Origin of the sequence: Erwinia rhapontici (assembly GCF_020683125.1) — a bacterium.
In the GTDB taxonomy this organism is placed as follows: domain Bacteria; phylum Pseudomonadota; class Gammaproteobacteria; order Enterobacterales; family Enterobacteriaceae; genus Erwinia; species Erwinia rhapontici.
In genome coordinates this window covers 875,802-901,090 of sequence record NZ_CP085627.1, presented here as the reverse complement: position 1 = coordinate 901,090, position 25,289 = coordinate 875,802, and the positions used below count along the sequence as shown (strand labels likewise).

Here is a 25,289-nt window from a genome sequence, read left to right as displayed (position 1 = left end):
AAGACCTCACCGCATGGTGAGAGAATTTATCGACAAGGTATGACAGCAATAAGATCGACCAGGCTGCATCGGCAGATGCGGGTTACAGATGCTCAACAACAGCAGTGAACCTCTCATGGCGGTGACCTCAGTGTGCAGGGATGACGGGGTTGTCAAAATTTGCGCAATAATGGCATTTTTTAGTACCGGGTTCAATGCCAGTGGTCCGGCAGAATAGCGGATACCCGCAGAAAAAAATGTCGGGTTTATCCCAGGGCGGCACGCTGGCTGGCATAGTGAATCCGGTTACGTCCGGCACGCTTCGCCTCATACAAGGCGGCATCCGCCTCGGCATACAGGGTGTCAAAACTACTGCGCGAAGCTCCCCAGCTGACGCCCAGACTGACGGTCACCAGCCGATCCGGCAGGGAGTTCAGCACGGACGCATTCAGCGAGGCATGAATATAACCGGCCACCACCGCCGCCTGCCCCATGCTGGTCCCCGGCAGCAGGATGGTAAACTCCTCGCCCCCTACGCGCCCCACACTGCCGCTCTCCGGCACCGAGTTCTCAATCCGTTTGATCAGTTCACTGATCACCGCATCGCCGGTGGGATGGCCGTACTGGTCATTAATGGCTTTGAAATGGTCAATATCGAGCAGGATCAGGGAGGCGTCATCCTGATGCAGTGCGCTGCCGATCTGGTTGATGATGGCGCTGCGGTTATACACGCCGGTCAGCGGATCGTGCGTGGCTTCGTACTCCAGCCGTAACGCCAGCTGGCGCAGTTGCTCGTTGAGAAGCGTCAGTTCGCGCTCAGCACGGTCACTGCGGGAAATCAGGCGCCACGACTCACGCATCATGCGCTGATAGTGGCCACTGAGGGTCTGTAACGCCGCACGACAGGTTTCCGCATCAAGGTGCTCGCGTGCGGCAATATCCCGCGCCTGCTCAAGAATGGCATTTTCATGCGTGAACAGCTCATCGATGCTCATCATTCCGCGCCCCCCGGATGCATATGGAAGGTAATTGCTGAAAAATCGATACTCAGCTCCTGACCGAACTCTTCGGAGATATCGTCTTCGCTGTCGTAATACCAGTGCAGCTCGGTGCGAACCCCGTTGACTGCCGCTTCGTTCAACACGCCAAACAGACCAAACAACATTTTGGTGCTGGAGCTGTTGAAGTAGCTGAGTGCCACATGGATGCTGACCAGGCTGAGGTTGCGGAAAAAGGCGCTGCCCTGCCACTCTTCCACCGCGGCCATCAGCGGACGGTAAAAAGCGGCGGCATTTTCTGGCCAGGATTCCCCGCTGAGCGACAGCCTGCCGCTGGCGAAATCAAAGTCCACGGCGGGAGTGCTGCTGGTTGCAGGCATGGAGATGTTGTTCATAGCTAAGGTGTGCCCTGTCAGATAGTCGCTTTCAGGTAGAACGCCGAGAGATCCGTCGATGCAACCTGGTGAAAAGTAAATTCCAGCGGTTGGCTGGCGTCCCGCGCCAGAGTCAGCAGGCCGATATTCGCCCCTTTGCTCCAGGCCGGGCTTTCTGTACGCAGTGACTGCTTGTAGGTCACTTTAATTTCTTCCGCGCTCATATTGCGCAGCGCCAGCAGGCATTCACTCAGGCGCGCGGATTCATCCGGACGCACCAGGTTAGCGCTTTCCAGCACATACTTACCGTCATGCAGACCAAAACAGATCGCGCCAAAGCGCATTTCGTCATTATCTTTGCAGAGCGCCCGGCTGTCTGAGGAGTAGCGCAGAATATTTTGCACCATCTCCACAAAAGTGGAGAACAGCTTACGCCGGGTGACAAACGATGCCTCGTTCTGCTCCAGATAGAGGCGGATCACCTCCCCCATCGCCGTAATATTGTGCTGGGAAAAAAAACCGGTGTAACGCAGCGCCACCACATCGTGCGGCGTGTCCGCCAGCAGCCCGCGGATTATCGGATCAGTATTCATAGTGTTCTTTTGCCCGTTGCCCCGGTTCATCAGTAACGAAACCCTAAAAATGTCATATCATCGCGCCGCAGCTGCTGCCCCTGCCAGGCGAGCAAGGTCTGCTGAAGCCCTTCCGCCAGCTCGCTCATCGGGCGCGTCCGGTTACGTTCCAGCTCTGCCTGAATACGCTTGCGGCCAAACATAATCTGGCGTTCGCCCCCGATCTGATCGGTCAGACCATCGGTAAAGGTTAAGAACAGATCCTGGGGTTTCAGCGGCAGTTCATGGCGCGCCCACTCGTAGTCCACCGGGGTATCGGTGTAACCCACGCCCATGCGATTGCAGCTCAGCAGAATGGCCTGCTCGCTCACCGTCGAGAGCAGAAAACCGGAGATACGCGCACCGGCCCAGATCATGCGGTCTTCACGGGTATCAACAAACAGCGCCAGCGCATCACAGCCGTCGTTCGACAACGAGGTCTGCTCCGACTGCTGCAACTGCCCCAGCGTCTGTTTAATGTAGCGATTGATATGCTGGAGTAACTGCTCCGGCTGCTCCGGTTCACACTGCGTCAGCGCCTTTTCCAGCGCCGAAGAGAGGATGACCGTCATAAACGCGCCCGGCACGCCATGCCCGGTGCAATCTGCCATTAACAGCAGCCAGCCGTGAGGAAAGGTGTGAAAGGCGTAAAAGTCACCGCCAACGCAGTCACGCGGCTGCCAGCACAGGCAACTATCACGTAGCTGCTGCACCAGTAAGCGCTGTGACTGGTCGAGCATCGCTTCCTGGATCACCCGCGCATATTCAATGCTCTGCATAATTTGCTGATGCTGACGCGCCTGCTGATCCGAGACGGTTTTGATCAGATCAATACCCAGCCCGATGCCGATATACTCACCCGCACTGGTGAGAATAAAGCCATCTGTCAGTGACTTATCGCCTGATGCCACCATCTGCTGCGCCACGCTATCCAGCGTGCTGGCCGCATCGATTACCAGCGGCATTTTATCCATAAAGGCGATGCAGCTTTTGCGGTCATACAGTTCACGGAAGAACGGCCGCGACATCTGCGATAAAAACAGATGACGATTAATCAGCCCCAGCGGATGGCGTTGCTCCACCACCGGCAGGCTGGTCAGTGACGGTTGTTTGGTAAACAGCGCCATCACGGCCAGGTTATCGGCATCCGGTGTGACAAAAGGCACCTCAATACAGAGATCGCGCGCGGTAAGATGCGGCGATGGCAGACGTTGGGGTGTTAAAGGCGGTAAGTCTAAGTGCATGATACGCGGCCAGTAATCCTCAGTTAGCCCTAGCCTGACAGGCGATTGTGACAGTTTCATGCCAGCATTGAGAATAATCCTAATAACCCGGTTTTATCGCGTATAAAGGGCAACAGCCAGCATAAATCAGGGCAGAAAATGGAATCAGGATGGGTGATAAAACAGGCTAAAAGAGGGGCTTTCACAACAGACTGGTGGAAAAGAGTGCAATCAGTCGGCTTTTCACCATAAAGCCGTTGACGCTGGCAGTGGCATAAGGTTTAATGCGCCCCGTTGCCCGGATAGCTCAGTCGGTAGAGCAGGGGATTGAAAATCCCCGTGTCCTTGGTTCGATTCCGAGTCCGGGCACCACTATTTAGAAGAACCCGCCTGTGGCGGGTTTTTTGCTTTCTGGATTACGGACTCTCCATCGAACTCCGTTCGATGACTCGTCTCATCCATGAGACTCGCCCCTACGGGGCTGGCGCTAAAGCACCATGCAAAAACGCTCCCGGCGTTTTTGTCCGAGTCCGGGCACCACTATTTAGAAGAACCCGCCTGTGGCGGGTTTTTTGCGTTTGGGGGGTTGGGTAGATTTCAGGTAAGGATAACTTGAATATATCTTACAGAATGAATAGATCTGGATTATCGTTCCCCTCATAAAGCTCACTTTTCAACTGCACCAATAGCTCCGTTAACGTAGCCTGTAAAAATAGTGAGAACCCTTCTCTGGCTAGCGAGGTTTCATAAACTGGAGCGGGAATAAATCGTTTCATTTCCTGATGAAAATCACCGCCAGAGATAATATTCGGCAAGGAATCAACTCGCGCCTGGATTTTTTCACAAAAATCCTCAATGTGATAATCCAACAACTTTTTACTTACCAGAGCGGAATTCACACTCGCCCCCTGTTGTTTAAGCCATACAAGATCCCACATATCACGATAGCGGATATACTTCGTTGATGCAGGGAAAGCGACAAGTTTATCCGCCATCACTTCATCTAACGTTTCAACGTTAATTAATATGTCACTGTATCCATTGGGTAAAATAGAATAGTTACGGACCAGTTGTCTGACGGTGCGGGTATAGGCAGTAATATTAGCGATTTCAATCTTGCACGGTTAACTCTACAAAAATAACACCAAATTGCGTCTTTTTTGTAAACATAAACAGGCTGCATCAAAATTTACTCATCCAAAGACATGCTAACAACCTGCTACCTACGTCACTAAAATATATCAACATTTTTGGTAATCTCATTTTTTAGCCTCCGTATAAATGCTAAGGGATGAGTATGAAATCACATAAGGCCGGACTGTCGGCTGCCGTTATCCTCCTGTCTACACCCGCTTGGGCCGCTCCACAGTTAAAAAATGCTGAGTCGATATCTGCGGTCATTGTCGCCATGACGCCGGAAGAGAAAGCCGCTCTGGTGACGGGCACCGGGATGAACAATGCCGAAAAAGTGGCGGGCGCGGCGGGTTCAACCTTCGCCATCCCCCGGCTGGGCATCCCGCAAATTGTCTTTGCCGATGGCCCGGTTGGCGTCAGGCTCGGGGCAGGCCCCACCGGCGGTGAGAAGCGTTTCGCCAGCGCGTTCCCGGTGTCCATCGCCATGGCAGCCACGTGGGACCCGGCGCTGATCCAGCAGGTCGGCGGCGCGATAGGCAATGAAGCGAAACAATATGGCGTCGACTTAATGCTCGGCCCGGCGATTAACATTCAGCGCAACCCGCTGAACGGCCGCAACTTCGAATACTTCTCCGAAGATCCGTGGCTGAATGCCATGATCACGGTGAGCTATATCAACGGGATGCAGGCGCAGGGCGTGGGCGCAGTGGTGAAACACTTTGCCGCCAATAATCAGGAAACGCGCCGACAAACGGTGAACGAAATAATTTCTCCGCGTGCGCTGCGGGAAATCTATTTCCCCGGTTTCGAATATGCTATGGAAAAAGCCCGGCCCTGGGCGGTGATGAGTTCTTATCCGTCGATTAACGGCACGCCCGCTTCGCAAAACGCCTGGCTGCTGAAAGACGTGCTGCGCGACCAGTGGAAGTTTAACGGCCTGGTGATGTCGGACTGGTACGGCGTCAGCGATCCGGTCAGGGCATTGCAGAACGGTAACGACCTTAATATGCCTGGCGGGCTGTCCAAAAAGGACACACCGTTCCTGCGCCGCAATACGGACCCGAAAGACGTGATCCTCGCGGCCATCAAATCCGGCGAGATCACGCAGGATCAGATCAACGAAAACGTTCGCAATATCCTGAGTGTGGTGATCAAAACCCACCGCTTTAAAGGTGGCGAACCCACCCGCGATCCTATGCCTGCCGATCATGCGTTACTGGCGCGTCAGTCGGCGGCCGATACCATGGTGTTGCTGAAAAACGATGCAGAAACGCTGCCGCTCACTACTTCGCTGCGTGTGGCAACGTTCGGCCATAACATCAGTAATTTCTTCATGGTTGGCGGGGGAAGCGCGGAGGTCAATATCGATCCTAAACGGCTGGTGACGTTACCGCAGGGGCTGAAAAACGCCGGGTTAACGCTGATCGATGCCGCCGGGGGACAAACGCTGGATGAGCAGGCCAGCGATGCCGCTATCACCAGCGCGGCGCAGCAGAGTGATATTGCCCTGATTTCAATCGGGCGAAGTTCTACCGAGGGGGCGGATCGCTATTCCATGGCGATGCATGCGGATGAGGTGGCGATGATTGCCAGGGTGTCTGCGGCGTTCCATCAGCAGAATAAAAAGGTGGTGGTGCTGCTGAATATTGGTGCCCCTGTCGAGATGGCCTCGTGGGAGCACCACGCAGATGCGATTCTGCTTACCTGGCAACCCGGTGAACAGGCGGGTAATGCGGTAGCGGATATCCTGAGCGGAAAAGTGAACCCTTCCGGTAAGCTGCCGCTCACCTTCCCTAAACGTCTGGAAGACTCACCGGGTTTTGGCAATTATCCGGGCAGCGCAAAAACGGTGATCTACGGTGAAGGGATTTATGTTGGCTACCGTGCTTTTGACATCCGGCAAGTCGCGCCGATGTATCCATTTGGCTATGGCCTCTCCTACTCCGGCGTACAGTATGGCAAGGCCAGCCCGGATAAGCCGGTATTCAATATTGATCAGCAGGACAGCATTGCGATCAGCCTCCCGCTGCGCAACCTGTCGCAGAGAGACACCAAAGAGGTGGTTCAGCTTTACGTGCACGATGAGGCTTCCCGCCTCGACAGGCCGGTTCAGGAGCTGAAAGCGTTTGAAAAAGTCAGCCTGCCCGCGGGCGCAGAGCAGCAGGTCACGCTGAAACTTGATAAGCGCTCCTTTTCCTATTTTGATGAGGACAAGAATGACTGGGTGCTGGAGCCAGGCCGCTTCACGTTACGCATTGGCAGCTCGTCGCGCGACATCCGTACCGAGGTTCCCCTTATCGTCACCTCCTCGACCCCGGCATTCTCTCTGGAGACACCGTGGATAGAGGTACAAACCTATGAAAAAGCCGCCGCGATTGTGGCAAACATCATCGGTGATGAGGAGACGAACGCATGGATCCAGGGCGCCCCCACGCTGGGTGAGAAGCTGGATGCCGCTTTGCAGCAGCAACCCGAACCGGTGAAGGATAAGGCAAAAAGGCAGAAGATTAAGCAGGAGGTCTTACGGCAGATTAATGCGCTGTAATTAAAAACTCATAATCCCGGCCCTCAGGCCGGGATGAAAGATAACGCGCTATTCAACCGACGATTTCGTATTAATGTTAAAGACAAAGTCCTTCGTTAATCCCTGGCAGGGTTTATGCGGGGTAAATTTCCACTTCCTGATGGCTCCTAACGCTTCCTCATCAAATATTCCCGCAGGTTCTGAGGATGCCACTCGCGCATTGATCACATCCCCGTCGTTATTCACATCATAGGAAACAACAACATGACCATTAAGGCGGTGAGCAAATGCCCTTGCCGGGTAGGCGGGTTTTACGGTCAATACCGGTTCAGGTTTTTCGGCAGTTTCCTGCTGCGCTGATGCCGTTAACACGCTCAGGCAACAGATGATTAACGCGATTAGATATTTCATTTCGTCCCTGTTTTAGAAAGTATGAAAGATTCCATTGGCAGGGGCAGAATAATACGTCTGATTTCTATACTCAATCCTGGCCGACTGTTTTTAATTCATTCACGTCGCCGCTATCGTCGCCACCAATGCCTGCTCCAGTTTCTCCTGCGTAATCGTGAACGGCAGATGGGTGAGGCTGACGGCGGGGAAATGAATCTCACGGGCAATCTGGCGGAAACGTGCCGCGACATCGCCCGTCAGCGCGCTCAGCGTCAGCGGGCTGTCGTACTGGCGCAATAAGCTCAACAGGTTCTCATCAGGCTGTTGCCCACGCTCAAGCAGTGACTGGATCAGCAGGCAGTACCCCACTTTCTCACCGTGTAGCAAATCGTGCAGCTCCGGTTCGTGGGTCAGACGATTGTGGATCTCATGCGCCACGCCGGGCGTGGGCAGGTCGTCATGCACGCTGTTTGCCAGCCCGGCCAGTACGATATTGGCCTCAATCACCTTCTCCAGCGCCGGGGTCACGTGCTGGTTTTGATTGGCGATCACCGCCTCACTGCCCCACTGCGCATACACCTCCAGCGCCTGGCGGGCCACCGACACCTTCAAATCCAGCCCCAGACGCCCCGGGTTCTGGCGCTGATACGGTTCCAGTTCAAACCATTTTGCCAGCGCATCGACAATGCCCGCCTTCAGATAGCGCACATCGGTGTGAGCAATCACTTCACTGTCCACCAGCACTAATGCAGGTTTTTTGGTGACCAGCAGGCCGTGATGATGGCCGCCCTGGGCGTTGTAGACGATGGCGAACGGCGACCATGCCGCACAGGTCGCCGCGAGGGTGGCAAAGTTAATCAGCACCACGTCATCCAGTGTGTCTGCCGCCGCTTTGGCACAGTCCATTACCCTGCCACCGCCCAGGGCTAAAATGCCCTGCGCGCCCTGGGTAACCACGTTTTCCCGCAACCGCTCGATGGCCTCGTCAGTACATTCACCGTCCAGGTACTCCAGCTGCCAGCGGATACCCGCGCTCTCCAGGCTGTGAGACAACCCGGGGTTCACCGCCTGCCAGGCGCGTGGCGACGTCAGAATACGTAGCTCGCGGGCATAAGGTTTGATGTGTTCGCCCGCCTGTTTGCGCAGGCCGGGCTGTTGCAGATACGCCGTGGGCGCAGTAATCGTTAGCATCATAAACTCCGGATCAAATAAGATTTATCGCGCAGGTCAGGCTTCGGGGCCGGGGACAAACTCCGGCGGGTCCCAGGCGGTGATCGGCGGCAGCGGCGCATCGAAGCGGACAATCTCCACACGACAGCTCTGCGCCGTACACCCCTGGCCTAGCCGCGAACTGCCCCGATCGTCGGTTAATACGTTCGGGTTACCGTGTTTATCCAGCGGCTGCACATCGCGGGTATTGATCGGGTCATACCAGGCACCCGTCGACATCTGCACCACACCCGGCCTTATGCCGTCACTGAGATGCACCCCGGCGAGCAGTGAGCCGCGTGCGTTAAACACGTTGATGATATCGCCCTCCGACAGGCCGCGCTGCGCGGCATCCTGCGGGTGCAGCCACAGCGGTTCGCGCCCGGCAATCTTTGTCTGCTGGCTGATTTTGCCGTGATCGTACTGGCTGTGCAGCCGCGTGCGTGGCTGGCTGGAAAGCAGATGCAGCGGCCAGCGCGGGTCGTCAGCCTCCGGCGCCAGCCAGAACGGATGCCCCGGGCACTCCGCATAGCCGAACCCGGCGACAGTGGACGAAAACAGTTCAATTTTGCCGGAAGGCGTGCTGAGCGGTGCACGCTGCGGATCGGCACGAAACGCTGCCAGCAGGATCTGCGGCGTTTCCGGGCGCGGATACTCCAGCTTGCCGCGCTGCCAGAACGCGTCGAACAGCGGCAGCTCGATGCCCTCCTCCTGCGCACGCGGCCGGGCCTCGTTGTACATTGCTTCCAGCCAGCCGCGCGTATCACGCTGCTGGGTAAAGTCGTCGCCAAAACCGAGCCGGTTAGCCAGATCGCTGAAAATCGCGTAGTCATCGCGAGCCTGCCCGACTGGTGCGAGGTGCTGGCGCATGGCAATCATAAAGCCGTCATTGCTGGCGCTGCCAATATCTTCCCGCTCCAGCGAGGTGGTGGCAGGCAGCACGATATCGGCAAATTTGGCCTGCGCCGTCCAGTACTGCTCATGGACGATAATCGTTTCCGGGCGACGCCAGGCGCGGGTCAGCTTATTCAGATCCTGGTGATGATGAAACACGTTGCCGCCCGCCCAGTAGACCAGGCGGATATCAGGCCAGGTCTGCGTTTTACCATCAAATTGATAAGATTCGCCGGGATGCAGCAGCATATCGGCGATGCGTGCGACCGGGATGCGGGTGGTCACCGCATTCACGCCCGCAGGCAGGCGCGGCCCGGAAAAGCGATGGCGGTCCGATCCGGCAAGATTCGTTGAGGCATAGCCAAACCCCAGCCCGCCGCCGGGGGTGCCGATCTGCCCCAGCAGCGCCGTGGTCGCCACCACCGCCCAGAATGCCTGCTCGCCCTGGCGTGCACGCTGCACCGACCAGGCAACATTGATCATGGTTTTATGGTGCGCCATCTCGCGCGCCAGTTCGCGAATGCTGTCAGCGCTTAAGCCGGTGAGCGGCGCGGCCCACGCCGGGGTTTTCACCACGCCGTCATGCTCTCCCAGCAGATAAGCACGGTACTGTTCAAATCCCACCGTGTGGCTGGCAACAAAGTCGCTGTCATATAAACCTTCGTCCACCAGTACCTGGCACACCGCCAGCAGCAGCGCCGTGTCGCTGCCGGGTTTTATCGCCAGCCAGCGGGCATCCTCAACTGCCGACAGATCGTTTTTCACCGGGCTGATATTGATAAAGCGCGTGCCGTTACTGCGCAAGGTGTTCAGCCAGTGTTGCAGGGCGTGATCGTTCGCGCCACCGCCGTTAACCTGCGCATTGCGTAGCGGCAGGCCGCCGATCGCCACAAACAGCTCACAGTGCTCTGCCAGCACCGGCCAGTGGGTATGCTGGCGCTGGAGATCGTCCAGATCGCCGAGGATATGCGGCAAAATACGCTCCCCTGCGGCAATACTGTAGGTATTGGTGCTGCCCGCATAGCCACCGAAGCCATTGAGGAAACGGTGCAACTGGCTCTGCGCATGGTGAAAACGTCCGGCGCTCGACCAGCCATAAGATCCGGCATAGATCGCCTCATTACTGCGCTCCGCTTTTACCCGTTGCAGCTCATCTGCCACCAGCGCCAGCGCTACGTCCCAGCTCACCTCCACAAAGGGTTCGCGCCCGCGCCCGTCACGGGAGGCCGCGCGGTTGTTTAAATAACCCAGCCGTACCGCCGGGCGCTGGACGCGTGACGATCCCTGCACGGCGCCCGGAAGGGATTGGCCGATTTTCGACGGATTGCGATCCCACTCCACCGGGCTGATCCCGGTGAGCTGACCGTCGGTGACGGCAACGCGATAGGTTCCCCAGTGCATTACCGCCAGGTCGTGGTTGTCGGGTTTATCGGGTTGTGTACTCATCAGTGCATCGTCATGCCGCCCGTGACGTTAATCGCCTGGCCGGTCATATAAGAGGAGAGAGGGCTGGCGAGAAAGGCCACCACGTTGGCGACATCGCGAGGCTGTGCCGTGCGCCCCAACAGTACCTGGGAGCAGTCTTCCGCGTAGATCGCTTCCGGCGTCAGGCCGCGCAGTTCTGCCCCTTCGCGCCGTTCACGCCACTTCATTTCGGTTTCCACAATACCGGGGCACACCGCATTCACCAGGATGTTGTCACGCGCCAGCTCAATCGCCATCACCTTCGTCAGGCCCAGCACCGCATGTTTGGAGGCAACATATTGCCCCATCAGCCGGTAGCCGTTTTTTCCCGCCTGGGAGGCGATATTGATAATGTGCCCGGCCTGCCGCACCTTCATCACGCGAATGGCGGCTTCGGACAAATAGCTGAGGCCTTTCACATTCACATCGAGAATACGCTGCCAGTCATCATCGTTCATGGCATCCACCGGGTTCATTGCCGAAACGCCGCAGCTGTTCACCAGAATATCGACGCCGCCAAAGGTGGCGACAGCGTCATCAATCAGCGCCTGTGCCGCCGGGCGTGATGCCACGTCCACCGGCACGATCAGCTGACGCTCTTGCTGCTGGCGCGAGGGGGCAGCGATGTCGCCAATTACCACATTCGCCCCTCCCTCGAGTAACAGATCGGCAATCGCTTTGCCGATCCCCTGCAAACCGCCGGTGACCACGGCGGTCTGCCCACTGAAATCGAGCATCAGCATCGCAGATTACCTCCTGAAGGCGTCGTCGCTGATGCCTGCTGCAAGGACCTGCTTCGCATACTCCTGAGCGGAGAACAGCGAATGGTCACGGTAGTTGCCACAGGCCAGCGCCGTCACGGCAGGCACATCCGTTGCCGTCACCACTCGTTCCAGCACACGTGTTAATGCCGCGGCGATCTCCGCAGGCTGATGCTCATCCCACAGGATCAGATAGAACCCGGTGCGGCAGCCCATCGGCGAGATATCGATAACGCCTTCCAGCTCTTCGCGCAGGCCAAAGGCCAGCAGGTGCTCCAGCGTATGCAAGGCCGCCGTGGGAATGGCGTCAGCATTCGGTTGCAGGAAGCGCAGGTCGAATTTCTGCACCACGCTGCCCAGCGCATGGCGTTCATAACCCGCCTGGCGCACATACGGCGCTTTGACAAGGGTGTGGTCGAGGGTGAAGCTCTCTACAACTGGCATGTTATAACTCCTTAACACGTTAAAAAGAGGGCCGTTATTCGCGTCGGATGCGGCGCGACAGACGGGTGCCGAGTGTCTGAATAAGCTGGACGATGACGATCAGCACCAGCGCTGTCACCAGCGTGGCAAAGGCGTCAAACCGCTGGTAGCCGTAGGTGATCGCCAGGTCACCAATCCCGCCGCCACCGACGGTGCCCGCCATGGCGGTCGCCCCCAGCAGCCCGATGGTTGCCGTGGTCAGGGCGAGGATCAGTGAAGACGCGGCCTCCGGCAGCATAAAGTGCCAGATGGTCTGGCCGACCGTGGCGCCCATCGCATCGGCCGCTTCAAGAATGCCTTCATCCACTTCCAGCAGGGAGCTTTCCACCAACCGCGAAATATACGGGGCGATAAACACAATCAGCGGCACAATCGCGCCCGCCGTCCCAATGGTGGTGCCCACCAGCAGCCGGGTGAAGGGCAGAATGGTGATCAGCAGAATAATAAACGGCAGCGAACGCAGGACGTTGATCACCGGGTTCAGCACCTGATGGACAAAACGGTTCGGCAGGATGCCGCCAGGACGGCACACCACCAGCACAATCCCCAGCGGGACCCCCAGCAATGAACCAAAACCCAGCGACACGGCGATCATCACCAGGGTGTCATGCAGCGCCAGCAGGAACTGATCGCCGGTCACGGCGGTATCGATAAAATCAAACATGGGTGATTTTCACTCCTGCTTCGCGGAGGTAACGCACGGCGCTGTCGGTCTGCTCTGCCTCGCCCAGGATCTGCACGATCATAAAGCCGAGGATCGTGCTCTGAACCTCGGACATACTGGCGAACAGGATATTCACCTCAATGGCATAGTCTTTGATAATGCGGTTAATGATCGGCTGTTGCGCGGTAGCGCCAACAAACTCCAGCCGCAGCGTTTGTCCGTTGCCGGTACGCTGCAACAGATCGACCACGCTCTGCGGCAGGCGATCGTGGATCACCGACTGGACAAAGCTGGCGGTCACCGCATGTTGGGGGTCGGCAAACAGGGTGAAAACCTCCCCCTGCTCGACCACCCGACCGTTTTCCATCACCGCCACCTTGTTGCAGATTTTTTGGATCACCGACATTTCATGGGTAATCAGCACAATGGTGATGCCGTAGCGGCGGTTGATCTCCTGCAACAACAGCAAGATCTGCACCGTGGTATGCGGGTCCAGCGCCGAGGTGGCCTCATCACACAGCAGCACCGACGGGTTAGTGGCCAGCGCACGAGCGATCCCCACGCGCTGCTTTTGCCCACCGGACAGCTCGTTAGGGTAGCTGTGGATTTTGTCACTGAGATTGACGAACGCCAGCAACTCCGTCACCCGGGCCTGAATAAACGCCCGGTCGCGTCCCTGTAAAATTAACGGGATGGCGATATTGTGAAATACCGTTTTCGAATTCAGCAGATTGAAATTCTGAAAGATCATGCCGATATCTTTTTTTACGGTATTCAGGCGTTTTCCACTGACGTGCTGTAACGACTCACCGTTAATCACCACCTCACCGCTGCCGGGTGATTCAAGACGATTGATTAAACGCAGCAGGGTACTTTTTCCGGCACCGCTGTAACCAATAATCCCGAACACATCACCTTTATCGATATTCAGGCTGATATTATCCAGCGCCAGAATATCATTACCGTTTCTGGAAAAAGTTTTACTGACCTGGCGAAACTCAATCATGGCATTATTCACTTCAGATAGTCAGGGAACAGATAGCCTTTGTACTGCTCATGCCCGAGAATATACTGTTTGAATTCTGCAGAGTGATAACCGGCAATAATGTCTTTAGCGAACTCAGCCTGTTTATTTTTACCGGCGACGGTCACCACATTAATAAATTTACTGCTGGCCGATTCGAGTTTCAGCGCGGAGTCGAGTTTAATGCCGTTGGAGACCGCAAAGTTCCCCTGAATCAGGCCGTAATCGACATCGGGAAGTGCGCGCACCTGCTGTGCGTTATCCATCTCTTTCAGCACGATTTTATACGGGTTTTCCGTAATGTTACGCTGAGAGAAAGTGGCCGCATCGCTGTTGTCGGCGATCTTAATCCAGCCCAGACTTTGCAGGACCAGGGCTGCGCGATACTCGTTTGCCGCCTGATTGGGCACGGAAATAGTGGTGCCCGGTTTTGGGGTTGCCAGCTGTTTGATCTTACCGGCATAAAGCCCCATCGGCGGTGTTGGCACCTGAACAATCCCGGTGTTATCAATGCCCAGGCGTTCATTGACCGATTGCAGGTAAACAGGATGCTGCATAATATTGGCTTCAATATTACCGCGTGCTACGGCATCGTTAACCTGAATGCCATCGCTAAAATCTTTATACTCGACTTTATACCCTTTTTTGATCAAATACGGGGCAACACCTTTTTCGAACTGCTCTTTATAAGGTCCGGGATTAAACCCGACACGAATTAATTTATCCTGAGCATTAGCAAAAAATGAAGAGGTCGATAACAAAGCAACAACAACGCCGAGAAGAACGGGCTTTTTCATCAATATTTTCCCTGAAAAGAGTGCGAATAAAATTGATTAAATCACAGCCCTCTTCCGGTTGTAAGTAAAACAGCGGCGTTTAATTTTGCTTTTTTGTGATAAGGATAATCAATCATCACATATCTGTTTATTGCACATCGATAGTGATTTTTATCTTTTAGGCCGACATCAACATTAATGTCATATTGAGCCATCACTGTTTAATTCGAGAATACAATGCCTGATTTCGCTGCCTCCCCTCTGGTTAATGCCCTGGAAGAGAACTTATTTAGCGTGCTGGAAAAACTGGCACGAGAGGTGGATACCTCGGAACTGTCACTGATTGACCTGTCGAGCGGCAGCCCGCGACAGCCAACACCGCCTGCGATTATCGCTACGCTGCAAACCACGGCGGCATCACCCGCCAACCATGAATATCCTTCCTTCTGGGGCAAGCCGCAGGTGCGCCAGGCGATCGCAGATTTTTACCTGAACCACTATGGCGTTGAGCTGGACCCGGAGAGCGAAATCGCCGTGTTTCAGGGGTCGCACATCGGTGTGAACGGCATCCCGCGTGCGGTGGTCAGCCCGGGGCAAACGATCATTTCCACCGATCCCTGCTACCCGATGTACCGCTCAGCGGCAGTGCAGTCACAGGCGCAGTTTTACGGCATCCCGCTGGAGGAGAAGGATAATTTCCTGCCCGACTTCTCACGCGTCCCTGAAGAGGTGGCACGCCAGAGCGGGCTGCTGATCCTGAACTATCCGCACAACCCGACCGGCGCGATGGCCACGCCGGCACTGTTCGACGCGGCGCTCGCCTTTGCCCGCGAGTACCACACCCCGGTGCTGCATGACTTTGCCTACGCGGCGATTGGCAGCCATGCCGCCGACATCCCGGCCAGCCTGCTGGCACAGCCGGGAGCGAAAGAATGGGGCGTGGAAACCTATACGATGTCGAAAACGTTCTGCATGGCAGGATGGCGTTTTGGCTTTGCGGTGGGAAATGCCTCGATTATCCGGGCGTTTAAAAAACTGCACACTCACAGTTACAGCACCGTGTTCGGCGCGATTCAGGATGCCGCCATCACAGCGCTGTCGCTGCCTGCATCGCAGATTCAGCAGCTCGCCAACGTCTATCACCAGCGCCGCGAGTGGGTGCTGCAAAAGCTGGCCGCCATGAACTGGCCTGTACCGCCTAATCAGGGCACCTTCTTCCTCTGGCTGCCTGTGCCTGACGGAGAGCGTGCCCAGCCGTTTGCCGAACGACTGCTGAAGGAAGCGCATATTATCGTGGCCCCCGGCAGCGGATTTGGCCAGGGCGGGGAAGGCTATATCCGCATCAGCCTGACCGCCAATGATGCCGCGCTGAATACAGCGCTGGCACGTATTGACGCGTTAAAGCTGTTTAGCTGAAGGGCTGGCATCGTAACGCTGCTCTCTGACACAACAAGGTAGTCTGGTCGTAAGAATGATTCCGGCATAGCCTCTGTTTTACTGTGTATATGCACAGCATTAACGACAGGAAGAGCAAAGGAGAACATCATGCCAGGATTTAACTACGGTGGTGGCAAAGGTGATGGCACGGGATGGAGTTCAGAGCGCGGAAATGAGCCGAGTCCGGGTGGTGGTAGCAAGGGAAATGCGCAAAAGCAGAGGCAGCAGCTAAAGCACAGAGAGAAGCCGCAACCAACCGCCTTCGATCTGCCAGTGTACAGGCCGTACGCGGCGTTGAGATCGGTACGCCCGCATCCACAGCACCTGCCAGTTGGGCCATCGCCTCAGCGGGTGCCATTACGCTAGGTGAAGACGTAGCGGGTAGCCTGTTATCGCGCATTTCTGCGGTACTGACAGAATTGCGTGGTATTGCCGCCGCCAGTCTGGCCGGGCCGGTGGCCGCGACCCTTGCCGGGTTGTTGTATTCTGAAAAAGTGGGTGTGGGAAGCGATGTGGTTCCCGGCCGGGACATCAGTGCCCTGCTGAGTACCGATACCCTGTCCCTGCCGGACGCAAGCGCACTTCTCCGCGCGGCTGACGCGGGTACCCCGATCGATATGGCAGTGCGCGGACGTCTGATCGTACACGACGACGGCACGCTGGAAACCCAGCTGGTGCGCAGCAAAGTACCGGGAAAGGTGCAGGTGGTACGGGCGGTTCAGGATAGCGTCACCGGCTACTGGGGAGTTACCCTGCCCAAAGTCGCTGATGTACAGGGCCCAACCATTCTGGTCAGCCCTGTCAATCAGCCGGGTGCGGGTTCAGCAACGCTGACCGATCCGGTCCCGGTTCCTGAACAGATCACGCATTTCGGTGGCCCGGTGACGGTCCCACAGGGTCCCACTGTGCTGATCACCCCGGTGGCGGAACCACCAGGCATTCACGATATCATTCTGGTGTTCCCCTCTGAATCAGGCCTGAAGCCGCAGTACATCATATACAACAGCTCGTATGGCGAAACCAATGCCAAAGGTAAATACAGCGGGCGTGATTACAATAAGGACAAGGCGGGTGGCCCCATTCAGAACCTGGACTGGAAAGAGGCAACCATTGACCGTGCCGGTGTCGACAAGGTAAAACTGCACGCAGGGCGCTTTGGGGAATCGCCGGACAATAAAGTGATGATCGAACGCCTGGAAAAAATTCTGACAGGCGAGCTACAGGTGACCGATACCGATAAGCGTTATTACACTCATGAAATCCGGGAGCTGGAACGGTACAGAAATCTTGGGGTTAAAGATGGTACTGTTCCTGATAATGCTAAAGAAGTGTGGAATAACACTCATACGGCAACGCTTGAAGACTATAAGCTCAACGAAAAAAACGATCCCCTCTATACACCTGAGGCTGAAGAGGCATTTTTCAAATGAAAGGAGAACAGATAATGCTTGATCTTGAAGGGATTTATCAAAATGAAAGCGTGGAAGATGTTCTGCTGTATTTTGCACTGCGAACTTCTTATCCATGGATTGACCGAATGTATGTCCGGTACAAATTCGAAGTAGCGGCAGAAAGGGAACTTCTGTTTACCTGCCAGCGCCTGGTCAAAGAAGGAAAGCTGATGGAAACAAAAAAACTCTTTATGGAAAAAGGCCCAAACTGGAAAGAACCGAAATTTGTCACTGACAAGAAGTACGGCATTGAGTGAGCTTCCTTAATTTAGCGCCATCCGTCTGGATGACGTTCTTATTCATATCCTTTACGTATAGATATACCGAGAAATAAAATAAAAAACTCAACATCTGAAGGGATAATCTATATCGATGATATTTTCATAAGGTAACAATTATGTCTTTAACAGAAATAGTAAAAAATGAAAGTGTAGAGGATGTATTAACTTTCCTTGGGCCTACATCTGATTATACAAAACTGGATAAGCTGTTCACTTATAACCGATATGACGTCATATCCAGCGGAGAGCTTTCTGCAACGTATGACGAATTATTCAGGAAGGGCGTGCTTCAGGACCTGAACGGACAAACGGTCAAAGGCCCAAACTGGAAAGAACCGAAATTTGTCACTGACAAGAAGTACGGCATTGAGTGAGCTCCCTTAATTTAGCACCATCCGTCTGGATGGCGTTTTTATTCGATCGACCAGCGCGCTGAATAAAATTCAATAAACGCACGTGCCGCCGGGCCAATGCGCCGGTTGGGCCGCACGCAGTACAACCCGGTTTCGCGCCCGGTCCACTGCGGTAGCACCTGCACCAGATCCCCGGCATTGATCGCCGCCGCCATCGTTAACGCTGAGTGAAAGGCAATGCCGAGGCCGTCGATGCACAGCCGTCGGGCTGCATCTGCGTTGTCCACGTTAACGCGCCCACGGGGTTCCAGCGTGCGCTGTTCACCCTGAGAAAACAGACGCCAGGACAGACCATCCTGGCTGGCCGCAGAGACAATACACGCGTGCTGCCCAAGCTGATCAATCGTTGTGGGCGTGCCTCTTAACGCCAGGTAGGCCTTTGATGCCACCAGAATGCGTCGGTTCTCCAGCATTTTATGGGCAACCAGTGAAGAATCCTTCATCTGGCCAATACGCAGCGCCAGCATTATCCCGTCAGCCACCAGATCGACGTAACCATCAGACAGACGCAGATCCAGCTGCACCTCAGGCCAGGCCTGAAGAAACGCCGCCAGATGTGGCACCACATGGGTATGACCAAACGCAACAGGTGCGCTGACCACCAGCCTGCCTTGCGGCCTGACCTGTTCGTCGCGCACCCGATCGGCGGCATCGCGCAACTGGCCTAACGCCTGCTGGCATTCAGAAAAATAGCGCTGCCCGGTGTCGGTCAGCGACATCGCCCGCGTGGTGCGGTTCAGCAACTGGGTGCCCAGATGGTGCTCCAGCATCTTGATAAAACGACTGACGGAGGAAGGGGTGATCGCCAGCGCTTCCGCCGCACGGGCAAAACTGTTGTGTTCAACCACAGCGATAAAGGTTTGCACTAAGTGCAGAGGCGGCGCAGGCATTATTGCTCTCAATAAACGAATGAATCTTATTGGCAGCTATTATCAAGAAAATTAAGCATGATTAGAATCGTTCTTTTTTGGAGAACATCTGATGAACACCTCTTCTGACGCCCGGTTCCACGCCCTGCACCACCAGCCCCTCCCCCTGCGTCTGCCCAATGCCTGGGATGCCGGGAGCGCACGCCAGATCGAAATGCTCGGCGCACAGGCGATTGCCACCACCAGCGCGGGCGTTGCCTGGTCGCTGGGCTATCGCGATGGCAATCAACTCCCGGTCGCAGAGTATGTTGCCCGCGCCGCATCCATCGCCCGCGTGATCAACATCCCCCTCAGCGCCGATATCGAAGGGGGTTATCACGAACATCCAGCCTCCGTAGCCGACACGGTAAGACGGATGATTGATGTGGGCGTGGTGGGCATCAATATCGAAGACGGCAGCGCCGATCCACAGTGGCTCTGCCATAAGGTTGAGGCCATCAGAGCCGCCAGCATAAGCACAGGCGTTGAGCTGTATATCAACGTTCGTACGGACGTCTACGCACGCAATCTGCTCCCGGCCGGGGATAGGGCGGGCGAAGTGATCCTCAGAGCACAGAACTACCGGCACGCCGGGGCTGATGGGCTGTTTGTGCTGGGGTTAGTGGAAGCGCAGGAGATGCAGGCGATCGCCAAAAGCAGCGACCTGCTGCTCAACGTGAGTATCTGGCCCGGCCTGCCACCGTTAGATGATTTGAGCAAATACGGTGTGCGCCGCATCAGCGTGGGATCCTGGCTGCCGCAAACGCTCTGGGCGCACAACGAACAGTTAGTACGTGGCTTCTTATCGGATGATGAAACCGCGCCGCTGATGGCAACGGCGGCGCCCTATTCCGCGATCAACGCGCTTTTTTAACGAAAAAATAGCGCCAGAGAGTCAGTTACACCCAGGGGGCATTCCCCCTGGACGGTCATACGCGGAATGTATCCGTCATAGCCTGAAGACTGTGGACCTGTTCCGCCAGAGAGTGTGATGCGGTTGAAGACTCCTCCACCAACGCCGCATTGCTCTGCGTGACATTATCCATCTGACTGACCGCTGTACTGATTTGCGAAATACCCTGCATTTGTTCACTGGAGGCCAAGGCGATTTCATCCATCGAGGCCGCCAGTTCGCTTACCATGCTCACTACCGCCACAATACTACGCCCGGTATTGTCAGCCACCGTCACACCATTTTCGACTTCTGCCACGGCTTCAGCGATAAGAGACTTGATTTCACGCGCGGCCGTTGCGCTTCGCTGTGCAAGGATGCGAACTTCACCAGCAACCACGGCGAACCCGCGCCCCTGCTCACCCGCACGTGCAGCCTCAACGGCCGCATTCAGCGCCAGAATGTTAGTCTGGAAGGCGATGCCCTCGATGACGCCCGTGATATCACGAATTTTTCCAGAACTGTGCGCAATGTCTTTCATGGTGCTGCCCATTGCCTGGACATGTTCCTCACCTTCCCGCGCCAGTACCGCTGCACCACGTGCAGACGTTGCCGTCTGTGTTGCGTTCTGGGAGTTATTTCTAATGGTGGCCGTGAGCTGCTCCATGCTGGCAGCCGTCTGCTGCAACGCCGCTGCCTGTTGTTCCGTGCGCGAAGACAGCTCGGTATTGCCCTGGGCAATCTCATCCGAAGCCAGTGAGACCGATGCTGCGGTTTCCTTAATCTGCGTCACCAGCCCACGCAGACGGGTCTGCATCACATCCAGCGAGGCCAGCAGACTGGTGGTATCTCTGGCACGCAGTTCAACCGTGGTATGCAGGTCACCATCGGCAATGGCCGAAGCCAGACGCTGGGCCTGGGCAGGCTCTCCTCCCAGTTGACGTTTGATGTGGCGGGTAATCAGCCAGCTCATTAACAGCCCCAGCATGACAGAAGCCACCGTCAGAACGATCAGCGTGAAAAATACGCCGGAGAGGCTTTGCTGCGACTGAACAGCGGTGCCTTTCGTCACCCGGCTCTGATAATTGACCATGTCATCAATCGCCGCCAGATAGGCATCCTGGGTGGCCTGAAGAGGGCCGGTAATTAGCGCGCGTTCACCCTGCATGTCATTGGCACTTTTCAGCTGTAGAAGCCGGGTCATAACCGCGACAAATTCCGGCTGCGTTTTCTCAATTGCAGCCAGCAGTCCGGAGGCTTCCTCCACTTCTTTCAGGTTAATGCCTGGCAGCGATTTCGCCCCCTCGACCAACTGGCGAAAATGGGTAATGATCGCCTGATTATCGGCCTGAGCCTGTTCAATTTTCACCAGGGTATCAGACGCAATCGGGCCATTTTCCGTGGCAAGTGCCCGCAGCATCAGCTTGGATTGCAGGCTGGTATTGTCCTTAACCGTTCGCAGTATCTGCAGGTCATCCAGACGCGCACTGGTTAACTTCTGCTGATCGTTGGCATCGGAAAGTTTAATGCCCGCAAAGACCGACACCATCACTCCGCCAGCAATCACCGCCAGAAAGGCCAGGTTCAGCATCACACTGAGTTTTATATTATTTTTTCTGAACATGTTTTCACCTTAGGCAAAGATTGGAATTTCAGGCTCTCTGGCAACTGAGTGAGAGCCCATTCTCAATCTTGTTATCGGCAAAGACGGCAGAATATTCAGCCGGTAACCCCGCAACCGTGTTTCGCAGTAAATGCACGAAAATCACTCATGCTGAGTGGACGGGAAAAGTAAAAGCCCTGAAACGCCGTGCAACCGAACGCCTGCATCACCGACCACTGTTCAGCCGTTTCAATCCCTTCGGCCAGCACTTCCAGCTTCAGCTCAAGCCCCATCCGCGCAATGTTCATGGCGATCACTGCTCCTTTTGGTCCTTCCGTTGCTCCGGAAATAAAGCTGCGGTCGATTTTTATCTGCTCCAGCGGCAGGCGACGCAGATAACTGAGCGATGAAAATCCGGTACCGAAATCGTCGAGGGAGAAGCGGAATCCGGCAGCGGCCAGCGCATGCATTTTCGCCACCACGGTTTCAATATCCGTGGCGAAAACGCTTTCTGTCAGCTCAAGCTTAACGCGCGAAGGGGACACCTGTGTCACTTCGGCCTGGCGTATCAGATTGGGGACGAAGTCTGGCTTCATCAGATGATCAACGGTGATATTCACGGAAAGGGTCAGATGCGCGGTCGCCGGGTTATTCTGCCACTGCGCCAGCTCCCGGAAGGCGCTGACAATCACCCAATCGCCCACGGCGGGCATCAACCCAGCCTGTTGTGCATCAGGAATAAATTCCGACGGCGGGACCATCCCCTTGCCAGGGCATTGCCAGCGCAGCAGCGCTTCTGCACCGTTGATCTGCCCGGATGAATTGAACAAAGGCTGGTAGAACAACACAAACTCGTTATTGTACAGCGCATGCTGAATGGCCCTGATTTTTTCGTTGCGACGGGAGAAGTCAGCATGCATCGCCACGATGCCACCACACAGAATAGCGGTCGCCAAAATGGCATTGACCAGCGAAATAAAGAAGCGCAACGGGTGCGGGAGTGGGCTGGCGAAAGGGAAAATCAGGTCAGCACTGCTGAGGGCCATAAATGACAACAGGCTGGCAGCTATTAGCGCCATCTGCACCCGCGTGGGTTTGCGTTGATAGTTAATGTATCCCACCAGCGCGATGGTAAGAAGATAGAGATGCGTGGTTCTGGGAATACCGTCATCCGGCACATCACACAGCAGGCAATAGCCGACCGCATACGCCATATGCACCCCCTGCGCCAGCATCAGCCCGGTGGAAAAGTTGCCACGCATCGCCATTTGCCAGCTACAAAATGCCGCGCCCCCCAATGCCAGCAGCGAGATGACAATTCCCCACTCCTTTAGGGCAATGAACACCGCCAGCCATCCCACGATGACCACAAGGCCACTGAGAAAGGCCATCCGGCATATAAATTCAAGGTGTTCATCATTGGGAGATGTCCCCCCTCTTCTTCCTGGCATGACGAAGATCACTCCATATAAATGGACCCGTATTTTATTATATTTTTGTATTCTATTTTACTTTTATAACTTAATTATTACCTGTTCAGATAGCCAGTTATCTGGCCTGACAGTATACATTATATGGAAATCCTGCAGAGGGAGGCCGTTCACGGATCATCATAAGACAAATAATATTTAAAAAGCGGAGAAATCCCCCTCTGATGTTAAAAACCAGAGGGGGATAAAAGGAAGCATTATTTTTTAGCGAGGTAAACCTCTTCGCTCAGATAGTCGCCATTTTCATTATAATAAGTGTAAGACGCGACAATCATATCTTCACCATTATAGTTTACGTAATGTGGCCGTAAGAAGGCCTCGACCGGAAGAATGCGTTTGGTGGTTTTGTCTGCAAGATCGGTTTTCCAGATGCAGGCATAACCACCCTCATTGTCAAAATAGAATGACGACCCCCGCCCCCAGACATAATTGCGGTCATAACTGTAATCCGCGCCTTTGGCGGTATCCGCCTGTGGCAGGAACACGTTCATACCGGCATCCGGCCGGTCATGCGGGAAGACGTACATCCCTTCGTCAATCTCGCTATTGCTGCGATCGGCGGAGGCCAGACGCCACTGGCCGTCCGGGGAAGTCAGCCGGCTGTTGCACTCGTTACTGCCACAATAGCCCACCCACTTCTTGTTGGCGGGTTCGCTGGCTGGCGGGGTCACCTCTATGATATTGCCGATCTCTTTCGCAGACACCTTCAGCGCAAAAGCCTGCGGCGTCGCAAAGTCACTTTCGCTGTTCACCGCCACGCCCGGCGCCCGGTATTCCGCCACAGAATAGAGAATATCGCCTTGGGCTGCGCCGTTTTTATCCAGCAGTGACAGCTCAAGGTTATATCCCTCGTACACCGCCTCTACCCGGGGTTTCTCTCCGTCTTTCAGCCTGAGAAGAAACGCGCCCTTCTTCTGATCTTTTTCGACATACAGCACCACAAAGACAATCAGGTCATTATTCACGATGCGGTGCGTCAGGGTGCTGAGATAATGCCCGGTGGTGCCCACGGTCAGATTGGCAACATCACTGGAGGTGATTAACGGACGGACGCGCCACGGATCGTCTGACAGAGTGAAACCGGCTTCACTCTTTAATCCGGGGGCGACAGGTTTATCCAGCTTATCGCCGGGACGGGTAAAGACATCGCTGATCTTGTGATAAACCCCGGCGCGCGACAGAATTTTATTGCGCTCAATGTAACGCTGCTTAATGCATTCCGCGTCGGTACCACAGCGGTTTCTTTCTGCCAGCCACTTGCGCTGATCTCTGGCCAGCGTCCCCACACCGTAGCTGTTGTCCATCGCTTTCACAAAGTAACCGTTGGTCACGTTATCCAGCCCGGAAAGATACGTATCCGCACAGATAGTTTTTTCCGTTTCATTCAACCCGGTTAACGTGCAGTCAAAACCGGCAGCCAGAGCATTCTGTGCAGCAAACATCAGGCTTGCGGCTATGAAGTATTTTATTTTCAATATCGTAATTCCCTGGAAAAAATTATCCTGTCTGTTCGCCGATCTGGCGATAGCGCCTGGTGATTAGAGCCCCCCTGAAATGAACGATGCAGGGGACTTTTTTACCAGGCAAATTCTGACCGGATTTGCTCACGGGAACAATAAATTATTTTAACCTTAACTCACAACGACTTGCTCAGAAGATTGTCGCGCTTAAATGACAGCCGGGGGGATGTGGGTAGATAGACATGCTGACCTGCTGCCATCTGCCACGCCAGTAATCCGATATTCCGGGGCTGCATGCTGTTGCAGCCCTGCTTTCTCGCCTTCTGCTTATTTCGCCATAAATCGCTAATTATCCATTTTTAGGGGTATTGATGGTTTCCTCTCTCCCAAACCTGTCTTTCAACCGCCGTATCCTCTACTCTCACCACAGCGCGACCTGATAAGGGAATGACAAGGATGATTGAATAAAAGGAGGGAACCATGACCGAATTAGAAAAGGATTTACTCGCCAACGGTTTTAGCGAAAACGATTTGAAAAAACTCAGAAGGGCCAGAGAACGGGCGAAACAAGATGAGCAGGTCGAGGGTGATAATGCGTTAGATTATGATGAGACGTTGAGAGAGGTGATCAAAGATCTGGGCTCAAGCTTTTCATTAATCATATATATAACATTAACCATGCTTTTTCTCTTGAATGCCACATGCATATCAAAAGAGTATCCAACATGGAAAATAATAGAAGGAAATGCCTTTATCATCTGCATTGTCATTATATGCTCATCCGTCGTATTCCCCGTACTGTTAGGGTTAAAATCATGGATGTACAAAAAAAGAAAAAAATAATAA

At 55.0% G+C, this 25,289-nt stretch carries 24 protein-coding genes and 1 tRNA gene; 8 read left to right on the top strand and 17 right to left on the bottom strand.

Annotated elements, in window-relative coordinates; genetic code table 11:
- Positions 1–245: 245 nt before the first annotated feature.
- From LJN55_RS04125 to LJN55_RS04110, 4 genes are read right to left on the bottom strand one after another with little or no spacing between them, the layout of a single operon-like run.
- Positions 246–977: a GGDEF domain-containing protein gene (locus LJN55_RS04125; RefSeq protein ID WP_227535744.1), complete on the bottom strand. Its 732-nt coding sequence runs from the start codon at positions 975–977 to the stop codon at positions 246–248.
- A complete protein-coding gene (locus tag LJN55_RS04120) occupies positions 974–1,372 on the bottom strand; it encodes a DUF1987 domain-containing protein (protein WP_133846142.1) in 399 nt (132 codons plus the stop codon). The genes LJN55_RS04125 and LJN55_RS04120 overlap by 4 nt, the downstream gene beginning before the upstream one ends.
- Positions 1,373–1,389: 17 nt before the next feature.
- Complete coding sequence (locus tag LJN55_RS04115) at positions 1,390–1,944, bottom strand: SiaB family protein kinase (protein WP_227535743.1); 555 nt, start codon at positions 1,942–1,944, stop codon at positions 1,390–1,392.
- Positions 1,945–1,973: 29 nt separating this feature from the next.
- Positions 1,974–3,206 carry a PP2C family protein-serine/threonine phosphatase gene (locus LJN55_RS04110; RefSeq protein WP_227535742.1) on the bottom strand — a complete coding sequence of 411 codons (1,233 nt, stop codon included), beginning with the start codon at positions 3,204–3,206 and terminating at the stop codon, positions 1,974–1,976.
- Between the two features lie 275 nt (positions 3,207–3,481).
- Between LJN55_RS04110 and LJN55_RS04105 the strand changes: the two genes are divergently transcribed.
- A tRNA-Phe gene (locus LJN55_RS04105) sits at positions 3,482–3,557 on the top strand.
- A 251-nt stretch (positions 3,558–3,808) separates the two neighbouring features.
- Here the strand turns inward: LJN55_RS04105 and LJN55_RS04100 are convergent.
- On the bottom strand, positions 3,809–4,255 hold the full coding sequence (locus tag LJN55_RS04100; RefSeq protein ID WP_238337141.1) for a nucleotidyl transferase AbiEii/AbiGii toxin family protein: 447 nt from the start codon (positions 4,253–4,255) through the stop codon (positions 3,809–3,811).
- Positions 4,256–4,482: 227 nt separating this feature from the next.
- Between LJN55_RS04100 and LJN55_RS04095 the strand changes: the two genes are divergently transcribed.
- Complete coding sequence (locus LJN55_RS04095) at positions 4,483–6,864, top strand: beta-glucosidase (protein ID WP_227535741.1); 2,382 nt, start codon at positions 4,483–4,485, stop codon at positions 6,862–6,864.
- A 48-nt stretch (positions 6,865–6,912) separates the two neighbouring features.
- Here the strand turns inward: LJN55_RS04095 and LJN55_RS04090 are convergent, their stop codons facing one another.
- From LJN55_RS04090 to LJN55_RS04055, 8 genes are all read right to left on the bottom strand, one after another.
- The gene (locus LJN55_RS04090) at positions 6,913–7,254 is read right to left on the bottom strand and encodes a TonB family protein (RefSeq protein WP_227535740.1); all 342 of its coding nucleotides are present in this window, start codon (positions 7,252–7,254) and stop codon (positions 6,913–6,915) included.
- A 99-nt stretch (positions 7,255–7,353) separates the two neighbouring features.
- Positions 7,354–8,424, bottom strand: coding sequence for an iron-containing alcohol dehydrogenase family protein (locus LJN55_RS04085; RefSeq protein WP_227536343.1), 1,071 nt, complete (start codon positions 8,422–8,424; stop codon positions 7,354–7,356).
- 36 nt (positions 8,425–8,460) lie between these two features.
- Complete coding sequence (locus tag LJN55_RS04080) at positions 8,461–10,782, bottom strand: molybdopterin-dependent oxidoreductase (protein WP_227535739.1); 2,322 nt, start codon at positions 10,780–10,782, stop codon at positions 8,461–8,463.
- Positions 10,782–11,543, bottom strand: coding sequence for an SDR family NAD(P)-dependent oxidoreductase (locus LJN55_RS04075; protein ID WP_227535738.1), 762 nt, complete (start codon positions 11,541–11,543; stop codon positions 10,782–10,784). Before LJN55_RS04075 ends, LJN55_RS04080 begins: the two co-directional genes overlap by 1 nt.
- A 6-nt stretch (positions 11,544–11,549) precedes the next feature.
- Entirely contained in the window at positions 11,550–12,005 is a 456-nt protein-coding gene (locus LJN55_RS04070; RefSeq protein WP_133843534.1) for an S-ribosylhomocysteine lyase, read from the bottom strand.
- 34 nt (positions 12,006–12,039) lie between these two features.
- Positions 12,040–12,708 (bottom strand): methionine ABC transporter permease, encoded by a 669-nt coding sequence (locus LJN55_RS04065; RefSeq protein ID WP_133843536.1) that lies wholly within the window; start codon positions 12,706–12,708, stop codon positions 12,040–12,042.
- The gene (locus tag LJN55_RS04060) at positions 12,701–13,714 is read right to left on the bottom strand and encodes a methionine ABC transporter ATP-binding protein (protein ID WP_171148839.1); all 1,014 of its coding nucleotides are present in this window, start codon (positions 13,712–13,714) and stop codon (positions 12,701–12,703) included. Before LJN55_RS04060 ends, LJN55_RS04065 begins: the two co-directional genes overlap by 8 nt.
- A gap of 8 nt (positions 13,715–13,722) precedes the next feature.
- Positions 13,723–14,529 carry a MetQ/NlpA family ABC transporter substrate-binding protein gene (locus LJN55_RS04055; protein ID WP_133843540.1) on the bottom strand — a complete coding sequence of 269 codons (807 nt, stop codon included), beginning with the start codon at positions 14,527–14,529 and terminating at the stop codon, positions 13,723–13,725.
- 216 nt (positions 14,530–14,745) lie between these two features.
- On the opposite strand from LJN55_RS04055, the gene LJN55_RS04050 reads away from it, so the two are divergent.
- The 4 genes from LJN55_RS04050 (at position 14,746) to LJN55_RS04035 (ending at position 18,051) form a co-directional block, all read left to right on the top strand.
- Positions 14,746–15,924, top strand: a complete 1,179-nt coding sequence (locus LJN55_RS04050; protein WP_227535737.1) for an aminotransferase class I/II-fold pyridoxal phosphate-dependent enzyme — start codon at positions 14,746–14,748, stop codon at positions 15,922–15,924.
- Positions 15,925–16,364: 440 nt separating this feature from the next.
- The gene (locus tag LJN55_RS04045) at positions 16,365–17,375 is read left to right on the top strand and encodes an S-type pyocin domain-containing protein (RefSeq protein ID WP_227535736.1); all 1,011 of its coding nucleotides are present in this window, start codon (positions 16,365–16,367) and stop codon (positions 17,373–17,375) included.
- Between the two features lie 14 nt (positions 17,376–17,389).
- Positions 17,390–17,653 (top strand): immunity protein, encoded by a 264-nt coding sequence (locus LJN55_RS04040; RefSeq protein WP_133843546.1) that lies wholly within the window; start codon positions 17,390–17,392, stop codon positions 17,651–17,653.
- A 140-nt stretch (positions 17,654–17,793) separates the two neighbouring features.
- Entirely contained in the window at positions 17,794–18,051 is a 258-nt protein-coding gene (locus LJN55_RS04035) for an immunity protein (RefSeq protein ID WP_227535735.1), read from the top strand.
- A gap of 38 nt (positions 18,052–18,089) precedes the next feature.
- On the opposite strand, the gene LJN55_RS04030 is transcribed toward LJN55_RS04035, so the two are convergent.
- Entirely contained in the window at positions 18,090–18,980 is an 891-nt protein-coding gene (locus LJN55_RS04030; RefSeq protein WP_133843550.1) for a LysR family transcriptional regulator, read from the bottom strand.
- Between the two features lie 91 nt (positions 18,981–19,071).
- Between LJN55_RS04030 and LJN55_RS04025 the strand changes: the two genes are divergently transcribed.
- Positions 19,072–19,872, top strand: a complete 801-nt coding sequence (locus LJN55_RS04025; RefSeq protein WP_227535733.1) for an isocitrate lyase/PEP mutase family protein — start codon at positions 19,072–19,074, stop codon at positions 19,870–19,872.
- A 55-nt stretch (positions 19,873–19,927) separates the two neighbouring features.
- Here the strand turns inward: LJN55_RS04025 and LJN55_RS04020 are convergent, their stop codons facing one another.
- The 3 genes from LJN55_RS04020 to LJN55_RS04010 form a co-directional block, all read right to left on the bottom strand.
- On the bottom strand, positions 19,928–21,514 hold the full coding sequence (locus tag LJN55_RS04020; RefSeq protein ID WP_159338617.1) for a methyl-accepting chemotaxis protein: 1,587 nt from the start codon (positions 21,512–21,514) through the stop codon (positions 19,928–19,930).
- A gap of 95 nt (positions 21,515–21,609) precedes the next feature.
- Positions 21,610–22,884 carry a putative bifunctional diguanylate cyclase/phosphodiesterase gene (locus LJN55_RS04015; protein ID WP_227535731.1) on the bottom strand — a complete coding sequence of 425 codons (1,275 nt, stop codon included), beginning with the start codon at positions 22,882–22,884 and terminating at the stop codon, positions 21,610–21,612.
- A 296-nt stretch (positions 22,885–23,180) separates the two neighbouring features.
- Entirely contained in the window at positions 23,181–24,458 is a 1,278-nt protein-coding gene (locus LJN55_RS04010) for a lysozyme inhibitor LprI family protein (RefSeq protein ID WP_227535730.1), read from the bottom strand.
- Between the two features lie 465 nt (positions 24,459–24,923).
- Between LJN55_RS04010 and LJN55_RS04005 the strand changes: the two genes are divergently transcribed.
- A complete protein-coding gene (locus LJN55_RS04005) occupies positions 24,924–25,286 on the top strand; it encodes a hypothetical protein (RefSeq protein WP_133843570.1) in 363 nt (120 codons plus the stop codon).
- Positions 25,287–25,289 lie beyond the last annotated feature (3 nt).